Consider the following 17,499-nt stretch of genomic DNA (forward strand, 5'->3'; position numbering starts at 1 on the left):
TATGCGCAAAAAAGCGGCATAGGGCCACTTGGAAAATTTATCCCTTCACCAAAATAGAAAATTAAGAGGTCAAAGACACCAAATTAAAAAACCGCCCCATTCTGTGAAATGAGACGGCTTCCTTTTGTTTTAATATCCATCCACAACCTATTCTACATCCAAAGGTTGAATTGTAAAAGAATAACTTAATTGAGTACTTGAAGGGATTCTATATTTCTCTAGTGTTATGGGGCCACAACTGGCATTTCCAACTCCTTCTTGTAGACAATCCAGGTTTAAATAAGTTTGCGCCTTTTTAATTGTGCTTAATGCAAAATTATGTTTGGCTTTCCAAAGTTCGGAGTCTTTATAATGCAAAGCACTAAAAGACAATTTATTGTTAGCTATTACTTTAAATCCGTTTCCTGCTGCGTTTTCCATTTTAAGCCATCTGGCTTCTTCTCTATTCCCCATGCTTTGCGCCCTTAAATAGTTTTCTGAAGCCATTTTGTCTACGGTACTTTCGTATATTCCAAAAAAGGCACTGCTCTTTCTGTCCTGATAATTCTCATGAGGGCCCCGACCATACCATTTTACAGTTTTAAATGTTGGGTTTACTTGCATTTGCAATCCTATGCGATGTATTATTTCATCCTCAGAAGGTGTCTCAAAAGTTCCGTCTACGGTTATATTTCCATTATTTGCAATAGTATAAACTACTTTGTAAGGAATTTTGGTTGCTTTGCTATTTGCTATTTGTGCATATGCTTCACAGCGAACTTTAACCGTTTTTTTGTTTTTAGACACTTCATAATCAAACTTTTCCAGATGGTACGTTGTTTCATAGTATTTTTGATCGGTATATTTATCATTACTAATACTTCGGTACCAATTCAATTTTAACCCTTCGCCATTAAAAATTACCTCATCGCCATTATATGCCAAAGCATCCAATATTCCCTCGCTGGTATTAATCGATGCGGTAAAATTTGCTCCTTTTACAATTAAATGTGAATTTGATGTATTGACTATTAATTCTTCCGAAGCACTAAGTTTATCGTTTTTAGCATCAATTCCTTGCGACAATATCAACTGTTCCTCTGCGATTACATAGCCTTTATCTGCCCAGTTATTTTTTTCTTTAAGTGAAAAATAGATATTCAAAAAATATTCTGAAGCTGGTTTAAAATCGGTTTTAAATGGAATATGGATAATCCCTTCTTGGTTAGGTTCTAAGTCGATAGACGGTAACTTGCCGGAGACGGTAACTTGGCCATCTTCTAGCACTTCCCAAGAAACGTTAAAGGCATTTAGGTTTGTAAAATCATATTTGTTCTCAATCTTCACTTCTCCTTTTTTAATCGCTCCCGGCCTTATTTTTATATATTGATAAACCTTTTTCACTTCTTTCAGTTTGGCCGTTTCACGACGGTCCGGAGTGGTAAGTCCGTTGTTGCAAAAATCCAGATCGTTGGGTTTATCTCCAAAATCCCCGCCATAATAAAATACTTTTTTAGGGTCTAAACCACTGTTTACCTTTTGATAGGCCGTAGGTACATTTCCTTTTGTAGATGTTCTCTCCAATAGGGAATTGCTATTTCCACCCATTGGTATGGGCCTGTTGATTCCTTGGTCTACCCAATCCCAGATACAGCCACCGATCATTCTATCGGAATGATTTTCAATATAATCCCAATATTCAACTAAATTCCCCATGGCATTTCCCATGGCATGCGCATATTCACAAAGAAAATAGGGCTTATCGGCATTGTTTTGGTCAAAATTTGCCATACTTTCCAAGCTGGGGTACATATGGCTATCGATATCTGCCGATTCGTTTCGCCCTTCATAATGTACAGGGCGGGATGCATCCATTTTTCTGGTCATATTGGCAATAGAATCAAAGTTCCTGCCATTACCGCCTTCATTCCCCATCGACCAAAAAATAACGGAAGGGTGGTTTTTGTCGCGCGCTATCATTCTACCAACACGGTCTTTGAATGCCGGCAACCAGGAAATTTTATCGCTTATGCTATGGTTTCCATGGTCTTCAATATCGGCTTCATCCATGATATAAAGCCCGTAATAATCGTAAAGTGCATAACTTTTGGGTTGGTTGGGGTAATGGCTGGTACGTATGGTATTGATATTGTGCCGTTTCATCATGGTAACATCTTTAATGATGGTTTCCACAGGAACCGTGCGCCCAAACTCCGGATGTGTTTCGTGCCTATTTGTGCCTTTAAAAAACACCTGTTCATTATTGATAAATACCCGTTTTTGTTTTATCTCTATTTTCCTGAATCCGAATTTTGACGAAAATGTTTCAACTATTTCTCCCTGCTTATTCTTTAATGACATTACAGCGGTATATAAATAAGGATTTTCAGCAGACCAAAGATTTGGTTTTTTTAATTTTTGCTGAAGTTCCATGTGTTGCTCTTTCCTTCTTTTTATCGGACTGATTTTTTTTGACCCCTGCAAAACTTCCTTGCCTGTTTCATCTAATAAAGATAACTCTACCGTGTAGTCTGTTTCTTGTTTTTTGCCATGATTGGCTATCCAGTAATCGGCTTTAAAATTCACCTCACCCAAATCCTCCGTTAAAAAATCTGCTTTTAAAGAAAAATCTCTTATATGAAGCTTTGGTGTGGCAAACAAATAAACATCTTTATGTATCCCGCTCATCCGAAACATATCTTGATCTTCAAGATAACTCCCGTCTGTCCATCTAAAAACTTGAACGGCAATTGTATTTTTACCGGGTTTTACATATTTGGTAAGGTTAAACTCCGCTACATTGTTTGCGCCTTGGCTATACCCGACTTTTTTTCCGTTTACCCAAATAAAAAAACCGCTATAAACTCCATTAAAATGAACAAAAACCGTTTTATCCCCCCAATCTTCAGGAATTATAAAGTCACGCCTATAAGAGCCTACGGGGTCCGTTTCAATTTCGTTGGTGTAACCTTCCTGCGGTTGAATAAACGGCGGATTGTTTAAAAACGGATATGTAATGTTAGTATATATTGGGGTTCCATACCCCTTCATTTCCCAACAAGAAGGAACAGGGATTTCTTCCCATGAAGAAACACTGTAAGCATTTTTGTAAAAATCGGTTGGGCGCTCTGATGCATTTTTTACCCACTTAAATTTCCATATCCCGTTGAGCGATTGGTACCATGAAGAATTTGGTTCTAACCAAGGCTTGTCAAAATATGCATCTTCTTTTAAAGCATTTAATGAGGGATACGGAATATACGTTGCATGTCCCGGCTCTTTATTTACAGCAAAAATGGTTTCGTTTTCCCACTCGTTCTTACCTCGCTCGGGTTGTGGTTTGGGTGCTTTAAGCGTAGCTGGAAGTAATGTCCATTCTTGTTTTGTACCTGATAATTGCATAACCTTGCCACCAGTCTTGTCTTCTTCAAAACCAAGGTACATGGCACTGTTTTTATGGATTATGTAATAATTTCCATTTTCAAGTTTTTTTAATTGCCATTGCTGGTTTGCATTCCCTAATTCTGTGTTCCATTGTATTACCGGATTACCTATTCCTGAGGCTTTATTGGAGTTGTCTATGCTTTTCCCCGTAAAAGGGTTGGATATATTAACATAGCCATTTTCCAGCGGGGTTATTTCCCAGGCTTGCCCTTTCTCTTCTTTTATTGCCGATTCCAGAAACAGATTGCTTTGGTTTTTAGTGTCTCCTCCATTTCCTAGAACCAAACCTGATGAATTTTGAAAGGTGTACAATTTATCCTTTTGAAGCCCCTGTGAAATATTAGCACAACCAATAACGCTTAGTGCAATAAAAATTATAAGGCCTGATGCTGTTGCATGAATTTTAGACGAATTCATTCTGATAGTATATTTATTTCTTTTTAATATTTTTTTCATTGAGCAGATAAAGAATAAGGCTTATCGCTTTCTTGTATTCCTTTTTGTTTATTGGGCTCGTTATCCATGATAAAATTCAACTCCCCGCCATCTAAAATATCTTGGTATTCAATATAGTTTTTGCTATAATCTTCACCATTTAAAGTGGCCGATTGGATATATATATTAGATTGGTTGTTGTTCTGTGCTTTTATAACAAATTGCTTTCCGTTTTCCAGTGATATGGTGGCCTTTTCAAAAACCGGACTTCCTATGTTGTATTGATTTGTCCCCGGGCAAACACTATACATCCCCAAGGCACTCAACACATACCACGACGATGTTTGTCCTTGGTCCTCATCGCCGGGATAGCCATTCTCTGTGGAATTGTATAGTTTTTCCATTACTTCTCTAGCTCTTGCTTGTGCTTTCCAGGGCTGTTCTGAATAATTGTAGAGGTATATCATGTGCTGTATAGGTTGATTTCCATGTGCATACTGCCCCATGTTGGCCATTTGCATTTCGGTCATTTCATGTATCTTCCCACCATATGTGCCTACATTTACCTTATTGGATACCGTAAATACAGAATCCATTTTTTTGTTAAAGTTTTCGTTACCGCCCATAAGATCGATCAACCCTTTTGGATCCTGAAAAACAGACCATACATAATGCCATGCATTTCCTTCGGTATAAGGGCCGCCCCATTCGTAAGGATCGAAATTTTCAAGCCATTCCCCATGTATGTCTTTGCCCCGCATAAAACCTACTTTTTTGCTGTACACATTTTTATAATTGTAAAGCTGCCTCTCAAAAACTTTTTCGTAGAACTTGTTCCCGGTTGTTTTGGCTAATGTATATGCGCAAAAATCGTCGTAAGCATATTCTAATGTCTTGGCTGTTGCCTCTCTATATTTTGGATATGGAACATACCCTAATGTGAAATATTCTTTCCAACCTTCCCTGCCATTTGCAGGCCCCCAAGGCCCTTTATTTGTTGCTTCGTGGTAATAGGCCTCTAATGCCTTTTCAGGGTCGAAGGTCTGTATTCCTTTTACCCAAGCATCGGCCAATAATGAAATAGCGTGGTTTCCAATCATACTTCCGGCTTCACTTGGGAAAGACCAAGACGGCAACCACCCGCATTGTTCATAAGCATCGAGCAGCGCAGACACATACCTGCCATGCATCTCCGGGTACAGCATGGCATTTAAAGGAAATTGGGCCCTAAACGTATCCCAAAAACCAGTATCTGTATACATATAACCATTGTGTACCTTTCCATCGTATGGGCTATAATAATATGGGTTTCCGTCTTTATTTATCTCATAAAATTTTCTGGAAAACAAACTGGCCCTAAAAAAACAAGAGTAAAAAGTTTTTAGCTGTTCTTCTGTTCCTCCTTCAACCAAAATCTTGCTTAAATGTTTATTCCAAACATTTTTTGCCGCATTGGTAGTTTGTTCTAGCTTTTTATATTTTCCCAGCTCATTTTCTAGGTTTAATTGTGCTTGTTCTGGACTAATGTAGGAAGAAGCCACTTTTACCTGTATTGTTTGTCCCGGTTTAAACTTTATGTAAGCGCCTATTCCTTCCCCTTCGTCAAAAGTGTTGTTTTCTTTTTTATTTCCGTTTCTGTTTTCCCATGTTCCTATGGCCTGAAAGGGTTTATCGAACTCCATGGTAAAATAATTTTTAAATCCTTTTACCCTGTGCATTCCCCGGCCGTTTCTTACATAACCTGTTATTCTTTTGTTTTTTTGATCGATCTCTATACTGCTCGTTCCCGTATAACCATCGATAACCACAAAAGCTTCTTCACTTTTAGGGAACGAAAACCTAATGTGCACTCCTCTTTCGGTGGGAGACATCTCGGTTGTTATTTCATTGTCAAATTCAACTTTGTAATAATGAGGCTTTGCTATTTCGTTATCATGGCTAAATTTTGCCGCCCTTTCTTTATCGTTCAACACTAATTTTCCTGTTATTGGCATTAAAGAAAATACCGCATAATCGTTTGACCATGAGCTACATTGGTGTGCTTGTTGAAAGCCGCGAATGGCATCTTTAAAGTATTGATATTTCCAACCGTCTCCATTTTCTCCCGTTTGCGGTGTCCATGTGTTCATTGCGAAGGGCAATGCCGTAGTTGGATAGGTATTCCCGCGTGTAAGCTCGAATTTAGAATTGGTTCCTTGCAAAGTATTTACATACGAGGTTAAATCTTTGTTTAAATCTACTTTTTGCGCACTAATGTGGATGCTTATAATTAAGGCCCCCAATAGTAATATTTTGATTCTCATTATTTTTTTAATAGGTTACTTATTTAGATTATCCTTTTTACCATTCTACTTGTACCTCGACACCATTCGGGAAATTTTCAAATTTCAACAACAACGTATGTGAAGTTGCATCCCAATTGCTTGTATATTTTAATTCCTCTGCGCCTTCTACCTTAGTTACCGTAATTTTTTCAGGCACTTTTGGCAACAATATCCGCATGGCATTTTTGGTGTTTTTCGGACTTTTGCATGTAAATCTATACTCATTACCATCTACTTGTTCGTTGTATACCCTTGCAGCGGTCGCCAAAACTTTTGGTGTTTTTTTATCTTCTACCCTATTCAAATTGATTAACAAACTCTGCGCTCCCGGTTTTATGGTTTTTTGTTTCAATACCGGCAATTCTGGGTCAAACAAATCTATTACCGGTCCGTTTACCGTCAAGCTTTCAGCATTCACGCTTTCGTCGAGTACCGCAGCCACATCAAAATATCCCCTGGACAAAAGAAAGCTGTTTTTAAAAATTATTTTTCCGGCTTTGGCCTCTTCTTCATATGCCTTTTTAACGATGTCCACATAATGTTGATCGGCATCGGTATTCAATACAAATTCTTTTGGATTTTCTTTTATAAGATGAACAAACCCTTTCCCAAAAGTGTAACTATTTCCTTCTGAAGGAGCTTTTATATCCATCTGTTCGAATAAATGAAGCGATGGCTTCTCATAAGCATACGTATCTTGGTTCCACCATTCCATTACTTTTTGATACGGATCGTTATCGGCCCCCACATAGACAAGTACCCCACCATTTTTTACCCATTTTGCTATTTGCTTATGCACTTTGGGCGAGGTAGGCTTCATATTGGAATAACTCATCACCAAGACTTTTATATGCTTGAGTGTTTCTTCGTAATCCAAATTTTCCATATGTACCGTTTGTACGGGAATGCCTCTTTTTAACAAGGGTAATGTTTGTCCGTAAAAATTGGAAAATCGCGGATCTTCAAAACCGTCGTGTGTAGGGAACCGTTGAAACATTAACGAATTCCCCATTAGCACACCAATTTCGTTATTTCCGCTTACTTTATTTTCTGAAGAAGGGATATCGTTCAGTGCATTGATCATGATTTGCATTTGCGTGGCATAGTGGCCCGGGATCAAAACCTTTTCATCGGTACCTGCTACTTGATATGGTTTGGTGTAAATACGTTCCGGCCATGGCATTACCTCGTAATTTGCCACCGAAGGATGCAAAAGTTTGGCAACAAAAGTGGCCTGGTAATTTTTTTTATAATCGTCCCATGTTTTTCTTCTATCTTCTATCGGGTCTGTTAAAAAATACATTTTTCTTCCGGTGGGCGCCGTCATGGAAACCATGGAACCGTATTCTAAGAACGCATTTTCGAAAGTACGCTCTTTTACCTTGCCATTATAAAAAGTTGCCTCTCTTGAAGTCCCCGTCCAAACTTGCGCTATATACCCATTTACATCCGGCAACGAAGCCAAGCTTGCTTCCGGGCTTACAATCATCCATGAAGAATAGTTTACCAGTGAATGCGTTGGTATGTATATTTTTACGTTATCATATCCCTTCTCCTTTCCATAGGCCTTGGCATAAGCGGACGCTTCTTTAATGGCGTTGTAATACAATTGGTATTTTAATTTATTGGCAAGCCATGTGTTTTCGGGAGAAGCATCTTGTGGGCGCCATGGAAAGCCGTAAAATTTTTCCCATTCTCTTTTAAATGCATCGCTGTAACCGCCACGGGCCCAAAATTCTGGTTCTTCCAAATAAATAGAAGTAATTCCGGCATCTATAACGGTTTTTATAATTTCTTTTTTGAAATAATTTAAATACGAAGCCGTTGGCACAATATAAGGTACGTTTCGCCCATGCCAAATGGTATCGCCATCTTTTTCTACCTGCCCCTCGTCAAAGTGAGGTTTTCCATCCCAGTTTCCCAAAAAATAATCCTGATAAGACCCCCAAGCAATCCCGGTCATGAAATGTGTTTGGTAGCCGTGTTCCCTCCATGACTTTACACGGTTCTGGAAACTATTGAGTTTAGATTTATCTGATGGATTCCCGTTTACCCCATAAACAATTGCCACGTCTGAACGTACATCTATTTCCGGCATCCAGCCACTTCCCGTTTGAAAAACGGTTTTTTCTTTTAGGGTATCTTTTTCAGTCGTTGCTTCCTGGTTCTTTGCCTCTTTTGATTGATTGCACGAGGCCATCAAAAAAGGCATGGCCAAAGTTGACATAAGGAACGTTCTGTAAATTTTCATTTTAGTTTGTATTAGGTGGTTTATAAGCTTCATCTTCAATTAAAACGTTTTTAGTTTTATATGAACCGTAAATTCATATAATTGCTAAAACGTTTTAGTTTTATTTCGGATTATTATTCAAATTAAAGTATCTGCTAAAAGTATTAAAAGGTTTTAATTATTAAAAGTGTTTTTGACTTTTTATGATTCTGCATTCAGAAAATCTTTTATAACATCTGTAATCAATCAGAATGTGCGGTCTTCTCGATTTTTATAACGAAACCAAACATTATGATATGGCCTATAGCGGACAATTGTAACTTTTTATATCAAAAAGAGATTCCCCATATAGCTATTGTATTCATAGAAAAAGTACATAAAGGCAACCCGCATATTTATTTTTTATACAGGGTTGCCTTCTACTAACTACAAAATTGATGCTTTAAATTTATTCAAACAACCTCCACTCGCTTAATTGAAGTGCATCACTCCCATTATTTGCGGTAATGTTTATTCTATAATACAAATAAGGTGTTGTATTGGATACCATGAACGTTCTTGTTTGGTTTCGCTCACTAAATACTTCCCCATTTCTAGAACCTAAAACGTCCCATGTGTTTCCGTCCATAGAACCTAGCAGTTCCCAGTCTACAGGATCCCTATCCGGTGCATCGTTCCCGGAAGTTAATGTATATTGAGTAACTGTTCTTTCTCTGGTTAGTTCCTGTTGCAACCAAAAGTCAGAAGAATAACTTGCTAGATATTTGGTATTGGCATTATCATCAATAAGTTTTAAGGAACCTTCTGCCCCTTCGGCGCCATTAGCGTTCTCATTGCTAACATTAAGTGTTGCATTTATGGTAACATCTATTGGAGCAGATGGATCGATCATTTCCAAACTCAGTAATCTCCACTCACTTATTTGAACAGCATCACTCCCTCCGTTTTTAGTTATGAACAAACGATAATACAGATAGGCATCTTCGTTTTCTACAACAAATTCCCTTGTTTGGTTTCTATTTGAAAATGATTCTCCAGATCTAGTGTCTAAAGTAGTCCAAGTAGATCCATCGTTCGAAGCTTGAAGCTCCCAATCGATTGGGTCTCTTTCGGGCGCATCGTTCCCCGATGTCAATGTATATCTATTTACCACCTGTTGCGAAGACAGTTCTTGCTGCAACCATAATTCAAAATCTGAAGGCAGCCCTCCTACCAAAAACTTGGTATAGATATCGTTATCGACCAATTTTAAAGACCCTTCTCCTCCTTCTGGTCCGTCTCCATTATCTTTGCTTACGGTAAGTGTTGCATCGGTGGTTAAGTCTACCAATTTTGAAGTAGGGTCGAATGGATAATTTAGGTTCGGGTAATCTGTCCTGGCTTGCAATAATTCCTGCTCCCACTCGTCTGTCCACCCGAAGGCATTTTCTGCCATTGGCTGTAAGTCATCCCCGGTAGCACCGCTAAAAAAATGAACAAATTCTCCCATGTTCATATCTCCATCATATGCTTCTCCGCTTTTTTTATAGTATTGCGACAATACTTTGAAAAAATTATTGAAGACTACTGTTCCATTATATGTTTCGTATAGTGGATAAAACCAATCCCTAAACCAATATGTGTCTGGTGAAGGAAATGTGCTTGCACTGTTTATGGATGTATCGTATATACGTGAAGCATCATCGGTTAATTCTAAAGAAGTATATATATCGTACCGGAAGATTTCTGAAAATTTATCCTGCCAAACAGCATGTGCAGGCGAGCCTAAGGTTTCATATGAAGAATTTTCCACGATTTCGCTCAGCAATGAAGTAGGAACGTCAAGATTTGTCGGGGACATCTCGATTCCTTTAACAGAAAAATCTATCAAACTCCTAAAGGAAGTTTCTTCGTTAAAATAAGTACTAAAATATGGGTCGGAGTCCAGATCCTGATGTATGGCCGCATACAATCGGGCGCTTTCATTTCCAAATTGCCCATATTTACTGAGTATATGTTGCCAGGAATCACTTAAATAAGCATAAGGCCAGGTCATTTCCCTATCTACTTCATCTCCGTAATAAGTGGCTATGTAAGAATCGAAGTACTTTCTATTGAGTTCTGCGGAATGGTCATTCCAATTTTCGGTTATTCCCCTTGGTGGGGCTCCCGGCGGATCGTCGTTGATAACGGAGTCTGGATAACCATCCAGTGAAAAAGCATCGTCTTGGTTGCAAGAAACCAACATGACAGTAATGAATACTACAACAAAACTAGTTTTATATAAAATATTTTTCATTTGTCTTTTTTTAATCGTTTATTCAAATTATAGGGTCTTTGGCATATTGCTCCCATAATTGATTTAATCCCAACCCTGTGTATTTTTCCCATAGGCTTTCAGAATATGTATGGCTTCTTAGATGTTTATCTAATTTTTTTACAATTCTTTTGTCATGATTTTTCTCGACCCAAAGTAAAAACCGCGCCGTTACCCTATAACTATTTGTATAGTTTTGCGATTTGTCAAACTTGGGCAAAGACCAATTTGCAGCTTTATTATTTAACCCATAAACAGCACGCACATAATCTGCTATTCCCTCTGTTAACCACGATGGGCCACTATTGTTGGGGTATGCTTGAATTAAGTGCATTATTTCGTGTGTCATTAGATCAACATCGTTTGGCTTTTTATGCATCCAGTCTGCACTTACCACAATTTTATTGTCTGAGGCATATGCAACGCCTTTGTATGCCGTATCTATTTCGACCTCAAAAGATTTTGTTGCTTTTGGGTTGAACTTTTTTAGAAGCTTGGGATACACGGTATTTATTATTTCCTTGAACTGTAATTCCAAATCGTTGCCCAAGGTTTTATCCTGGTTTACATATAAAATTTCTATTTTACTTTTTTGTGCATGCCCCAAAAGAGGGATCAATGCCAATGCAATACCTATGTATGTTATTATTTTAACAATCTTCATTTTATCGTTTTTTTACCATCCTGTGTTTTGCTGTAAACTTGTATTGCTATTAAGCTCGTCCTGAGGTATTGGCCACAGGTAATGGCGTTTTTCAAATACACGCTCTTCAAAAATGATTTTATTGTAAAAATCGGCTTCTTCCCTTGCATTTATATCCATTGAATGAAACGGGCCTGCAAAAGCATCTTCGGCAATTTTCCAGCGTCTGGCATCAAAATAACGTACACTTTCAAAGGCTAGTTCTATCCTACGTTCTTTATGAATGGCTTCTCTCATGGCCTCTTGACCGCTTGGTGCCGCAAGTGCATCTGATCCATATGTTGGAATTCCTGCTCTTTCCCGTATCAAATTTAAATAAAGTAATATGTCTGAGTTTCCAGGATCGTATTCATTAAGGGCTTCTGCATAATCCAGATAGAGTTCGGCCAACCGTAACATCGGGATGCTCCGTTCGGTATTCCTCCAGTCTCTTGGCGGAACATTTTTTCTTACTATATACCCTGTTGGCGGATAATCGTTGGCACCGGCTTGCCTTCCAGAATTCCCACCATACCAAGTGGTGGTAATAACATTCCCGAAATTTCTATTGATCCATAAACTATTATTATAGGTTACCCCTACATAAAAACGGGGCTCTCTATTTACCCATTGGTTAAAAGTGGCCCTGGATTCAAAATCGAAAGGTGCTTGAAAATCTGAAAAACCTTCGGTAACATATCCAGATTCTGGATCGTCAATTGAACGCCCATTTGACATAAAATATGCATCTACCATTTCTTGGGTAACACTTAACCCTCCGGCTCCCCTTACTTCTGTAGGATATCCTAAATGATATGGTGTTACATCGTAATGATATGCAATCCCTCCTCTTGGTCTTGCATATATCATTTCTTCATTGTAATCATCGTACATTACATTTCTGGTTGACAGATATGGGTTGTAATCTCCGTTATCGTCATATACCTTGTATAGATTGTATGTGTTAGGAACATACTCGTTAATAAATTGTTTTGCTGCATCTGCTGCTAATTTCCATTTGTTAACATCGTATGTCTGGGGTATCAATGCTTCTCCTTCAGCATTCACCAAATCGGCATAATCTTTATTACCATTAAAAAGTGGACTTGCATAAAACAATAATACTTTTTCTTTTATTGCCATTGCAAAAGGCTTACTCATCCTTCCGGCCCTATCTCCTTTAAAGGCTTCGTCTGCCAAAGCTTCGCCACCTGCATCCAATTCGCTAATAATATAATTCACGCATTCTCCCATTGTATTTCTACGCAGCCCTAATTCATTAAGGTCTGCATCTGGTTCAATTGGCTCGTCTCCCATGAGTAGCACCGGACCATAGAGTCGAATTAAATTGTAATAAAAGTAAGCACGGAGCACTCTGGCTTCGGCTACCAATCTATTTGAAATTTCGGGGGGGCAATCCTGACATTTATCTATGTTTTGAATAAATGTAGACGATGATCTAATAGCCCTGTAAAAGTTGGACCACAGTGTACTTACATGCCCTGTTGTTGGGTTCCAATCGCCAATGTTCAATGCATTTCCTAAGTGAAAAGACCATACATACTCGGCTTCATCGGAACCGCCAATCCATGGTCCTGAATTATTTGCCGTATACCTTTGATCCAATTCACTTGGAATCTGGTCGTATATTGCTGCTAAATATTGTTCAACAGTACTCCTCTCTGAGAAGGTTTGATCAAAAGTTAACCGATCGTCCGGCACTTGATCCAAAAAGTCATCGTTACATGAAAATACCGATAAAACCAAAAAGGTGTACAGTACTCTCTTTATCATTAAATTTTTATGTTGTAATACTTTCATAATCTTCATTTCTAAAATAAAACATTAACACCCATTGATACTACAGAAATATTGGGGTAAACCCCTCCATTGCCTGTATTTAGTTCAGGATCCCAAAGGTCAAAATCGCTAATGGTAAATAAGTTTGTTCCACGAACGTAGAATCTCGTATTCCCCAAGCTTAACTTATCGGAAATATTTTTTGGAAGCGTATAGCCAATTTCGGCTGTTTTGAGTCTTAAAAAGTTAATTTCCCTTAGCCACCATGTACTTCCTTGCGTATTGTTATTTTGCCCCAATCCCGTATCTCCGTATGACAATCTAGGATAAAGTGCATGTGGATTGTTGTTTTCCGGGGTCCATCTATCTTCGGCAACCGTATATAGGTTTCCGGTACCTCCACCGCCAACAAACGGTTGGATTCCACTTCCGCCAATCATTCTGTCGGCTTCGTTTTGACCTTGAAAAAACAGGCTTATATCAAAACCTTTATAATCGGCGGTTATCCCAAATCCATAGGTAAGTGCAGGCACATCGCCCTGGCCAATTTCTTTTTGATCATACGAGTCTATTTTTCCATCGTTGTTCAAGTCTTCGTACTTGATATCCCCCGGCATTATTTGCCCGAATTGTGTAGGGAAAGGCCCATCGTCTGGGGTAATAAACCCATCGCCATCAGTATCGTCTTCTAGTGTATACAGGCGTTCTGCCACATACCCAAAGTTTGCCAGCAGTGGAGTTCCTCTTTTATCTTGCCATTCGTATAACTGTTGCGGCTGCCCATTTTCAATAATTTCATTTCGGTTATAAGAAAAGTTCCCCCTTATTCCCACGTTTAATTCTCCAAAGGATTTTCTGTAGTTCAGAGAACCGTCAAAACCTTTGTTTTCAACAATTCCTAAGTTTCCATAAGGGTCGGAATAAAGACCGATATAATTTGGCAAATCCCCTCTTTGCAAGAAAGCGCCCTTTGTATATTCTTTAAATACATCAAAAATAATTTGAACGCTATTGTCCAATACATTCAATTCTATTCCTAAATCTTGTTTTCTGGCTTCTGCCCAAGTAACATCTACCCCATAATAGGTTTCCCGGATTCCAGTAGTAAACTGCGGACTTTCTCCAAAATCAAAACCCCAGTCGTCGTTTTGTTCTACCCTACTTATGTATAAAAACCTATCATTGTCGTTATTAGTAGTTGCAGATCCAACTTTACCATCAGAATACCGAATTTTTAAATAATCGATAACCCCTGATAAAGGCTCAAAAAAATCTTCGTTGGAAATAATCCAGCCAGCTGCAAATGAAGGAAAGAATCCATACCTGTTTGAAGGTGCAAAATTCTCGGATCCATTGTAACCGGCATTGACCTCAACAAAATATCTATCATCATAGCTATAGGTAATCCTACCTGCCAATCCTTGATTTCTATATGGAATTGAAGCCGTGAAATTATCAGCAAATGCATCTACATAATCGGTCCTGTTAAAAAGCAGTAAACCTCCAAAACGATGCTTATCAAAAGTACGGTCGTAATTAAAGGAAGTTTCCAGGTAAAACCTTCTATTCCCTCCATTACTATTGCCATATCCTAAAAAGTTTTGCCCTGTAAAGGTTTCGTTCAATAGTAAAGCACCATCTTCTGTATACGGAAAGTTTTGATCAACAAAATAAGTGCTTTCGCGTTTGCTTCTGTTTATAAACTGCTCGTTATAGGTATCAAAAGCAAACATCCCTGTCCAAGACAATCCTTTTGTTAAGAAACTAAGTTCTTGGGTTACCCTTAAATTTGAATACATCTGATTTTTGTTTTCATTTTGATACCCCCTTCTGGCAACATCCGCATAAGGGTTACGCAGGCCACCATTAGAACTTTTCCCGGGGACATAGCCTCCGGGATAAAGTATAGGATACTCAACTGGGGGTGCTTCCATGGCGGCACTAAAAACCGAACCGACACCCGCTCCCGGATAGGTTCCTTCTGATAAATATCCTTGAATTCCTATGTTAACCTTTGTGGTTTTGGTAATGTCTAAAGTTAAATTAGAGGTAAAGTTGTAGCGCTTAAACCGTGTATCCGAATTATAGCTTTCCAGGCCATCGGTTATAAAAAGGCCTGTTTCGTCATAATATCCAAGAGACACGTAGTACAATGCATCTTCTGCACCACCGGTTACATTTACCGATGCCCTTCTATTCCTACCGTAATCTTTAAATACGGCATCCATCCAATCTACATCCGGATATAAAAACTGATCCTCATTATTTACGGTATTTTGAATGTAATCTTCGGCATATTTAGGCTCTTGCCCCCTTGTGGTTAATGCTTCGTTTGCCAAACGCATGTACGTTTCGCCATTAGCAAGATCTGGCAATCTTGTAAAGAAAGTAAACCCTTCATTATAATCAATAGAAACCTCGGGTTTTCCTATTTCACCTCGCTTGGTTTCAATCAAAATAACACCGTTTGCTCCTCTAATACCATATACGGCAGTTGCAGAAGCATCTTTCAGGATGGAAAATGAAGCAATGTCCCGAGGGTCTAGATTATCTAGCGAACGTTCAACACCATCTACTAAAATCAATGGGTTCGAGTTACCAAAGGTAGAAATACCCCTTATCCAGATGTCTGCACCATCGTAGCCCGGTAATCCATCGCGTTGAACTCCGGTTAACCCGGCGACCCTTCCGGCCAACATGGTACCAATATTAGCCACTGGCTGCTCCAAGTCTTTGGCCTCTATTGTGGATTGTGCCCCAACAACGCTAATTTTCTTTTGTTTGCCATACCCCACAAGCACAACTTCGTCTAGCGACTGTAAATCGTTTTGCAGTGTTACTTTAATAGCGGTTTGGCCCCCAACAACTATTTCTTGAGATTTCATCCCGACATAGGAGAAAATTAAAATAGCACTTTCAGAATCGACCGCTATGGTGTATTTACCATCAAAGTCGGTTTGCACCCCATTTGTGGTATTCTTTTCCATAACAGAAGCACCTGGTAATGGCATTCCAGCATCGTCGTAAACAACTCCTTCTATTTCAATTTTACCTTCTTGTTGTTGAAAAGCAAAAAGCGGGTTGGTAAAGGTCATAAGAATCATTAAAGTACTTACTGTTCTCAGTAATAGATTCTTTTGTAGTTCTGTTTGTGTAAATACTATCTCTGATAGATAGGTAATTTTACTAAATCGATTTAGTAATTTCATTCATTTTTCAGGTTTAAGTTAAGTTAGTTATATGTTTACAAAGCACGAAAATTAACTAAAACGTTTTAGTTGACAAAATTTTAAAACAACTTTTTTAACAAAAAATTAAATTATCCTTAATTATATAGTCTTTAAAAAGACAATTAGACAGTATTTTAGCAGTATTTTTGATAATAAATAAAGGTCATAATCACTTTTTCATTTATTTCACCATTAATAAGTATAGATGAAAACTTAATGATTATTTTTACCCTTATCTAAAAAACCAACCTTAATGAAACTAATTACAATTACTGGCATTTTGCTGATGTTATTTTCATGTTCCAAAACATCCAACGCCCAAGACAAAGAGCAAGAACCTAAACAAGAACAGAATGAAGAACAAGATACCGGCCCCAAGCTTGTTTGGGAAGAAAATTTTGACGGGGACGCTCTAGATGAAACCAATTGGAATTTTGAACTTGGTAATGGCTGCCCGAATGTATGCGGATGGGGAAACAATGAAAGGCAAATCTATACCAAACAAAACCACCAAATAAAGGATGGCTTTTTAACCATTACGGCAAAGTTGGAAGACAGCTCCTATACCTCTACCCGAATTACCACTAAAGATAAATTTGAGTTTACTTACGGATCTATTGAAACAAGGGCCAAATTGCCTATCGGCCAAGGGATATGGCCCGCTTTTTGGATGCTGGGCGCAAACATTGATGAAGTAGGTTGGCCAAGTTGCGGCGAAATAGATATTCTTGAATATGTAGGCAAAGAACCCGATATGGTTTACACGACCATCCACGTGCCAGACACCTATGGCGATAAGGCCAGCTCTAAAAAGACAAAATTTGAGGATATTGAAGATGGGTTTCATACTTTTAAGGCACATTGGACCCATGATAAAATTGAATTTTATGTTGATGACCAATTGGTGTATACCTATGCCCCACCACATAAAACAATAAAAAACTGGCCTTTCGACAATCCGGCCTTTATAATTGTGAACATGGCCGTTGGCGGCAACTTTGGTGGCCCCGAAGTTGACAATGGTATTTTTCCGCAGGAATATATGGTAGACTATATAAAAGTTTACCAAGATTAAAAAA

8 protein-coding genes are annotated in these 17,499 nt (G+C 38.4%); 1 reads left to right on the top strand and 7 read right to left on the bottom strand.

Features of this window, described 5'->3' with window-relative positions:
- Positions 1 to 147: 147 nt before the first annotated feature.
- From PSF86_RS11435 to PSF86_RS11465, 7 genes are all read right to left on the bottom strand, one after another.
- Positions 148 to 3,840 (bottom strand): glycoside hydrolase family 2 TIM barrel-domain containing protein, encoded by a 3,693-nt coding sequence (locus PSF86_RS11435; RefSeq protein WP_277900221.1) that lies wholly within the window; start codon positions 3,838 to 3,840, stop codon positions 148 to 150.
- Positions 3,841 to 3,875: 35 nt separating this feature from the next.
- The gene (locus PSF86_RS11440) at positions 3,876 to 6,161 is read right to left on the bottom strand and encodes a GH92 family glycosyl hydrolase (protein ID WP_277900222.1); all 2,286 of its coding nucleotides are present in this window, start codon (positions 6,159 to 6,161) and stop codon (positions 3,876 to 3,878) included.
- Positions 6,162 to 6,198: 37 nt separating this feature from the next.
- Positions 6,199 to 8,433, bottom strand: a complete 2,235-nt coding sequence (locus tag PSF86_RS11445) for a hypothetical protein (protein ID WP_277900223.1) — start codon at positions 8,431 to 8,433, stop codon at positions 6,199 to 6,201.
- 427 nt (positions 8,434 to 8,860) lie between these two features.
- On the bottom strand, positions 8,861 to 10,690 hold the full coding sequence (locus PSF86_RS11450; RefSeq protein ID WP_277900224.1) for a discoidin domain-containing protein: 1,830 nt from the start codon (positions 10,688 to 10,690) through the stop codon (positions 8,861 to 8,863).
- A gap of 22 nt (positions 10,691 to 10,712) precedes the next feature.
- Entirely contained in the window at positions 10,713 to 11,372 is a 660-nt protein-coding gene (locus PSF86_RS11455; RefSeq protein ID WP_277900225.1) for a basic secretory protein-like protein, read from the bottom strand.
- A gap of 12 nt (positions 11,373 to 11,384) precedes the next feature.
- Positions 11,385 to 13,211 (bottom strand): RagB/SusD family nutrient uptake outer membrane protein, encoded by a 1,827-nt coding sequence (locus PSF86_RS11460; RefSeq protein ID WP_277900226.1) that lies wholly within the window; start codon positions 13,209 to 13,211, stop codon positions 11,385 to 11,387.
- 11 nt (positions 13,212 to 13,222) lie between these two features.
- Positions 13,223 to 16,399: a SusC/RagA family TonB-linked outer membrane protein gene (locus PSF86_RS11465; protein WP_277900227.1), complete on the bottom strand. Its 3,177-nt coding sequence runs from the start codon at positions 16,397 to 16,399 to the stop codon at positions 13,223 to 13,225.
- 274 nt (positions 16,400 to 16,673) lie between these two features.
- Here PSF86_RS11465 and PSF86_RS11470 point away from each other — a divergent pair, with 274 nt between their 5' ends.
- Positions 16,674 to 17,495 carry a glycoside hydrolase family 16 protein gene (locus PSF86_RS11470; RefSeq protein ID WP_277900228.1) on the top strand — a complete coding sequence of 274 codons (822 nt, stop codon included), beginning with the start codon at positions 16,674 to 16,676 and terminating at the stop codon, positions 17,493 to 17,495.
- The last annotated feature ends 4 nt before the right edge of the window (positions 17,496 to 17,499 follow it).

The organism is Galbibacter pacificus (assembly GCF_029603165.1).
Lineage (GTDB): Bacteria > Bacteroidota > Bacteroidia > Flavobacteriales > Flavobacteriaceae > Galbibacter > Galbibacter pacificus.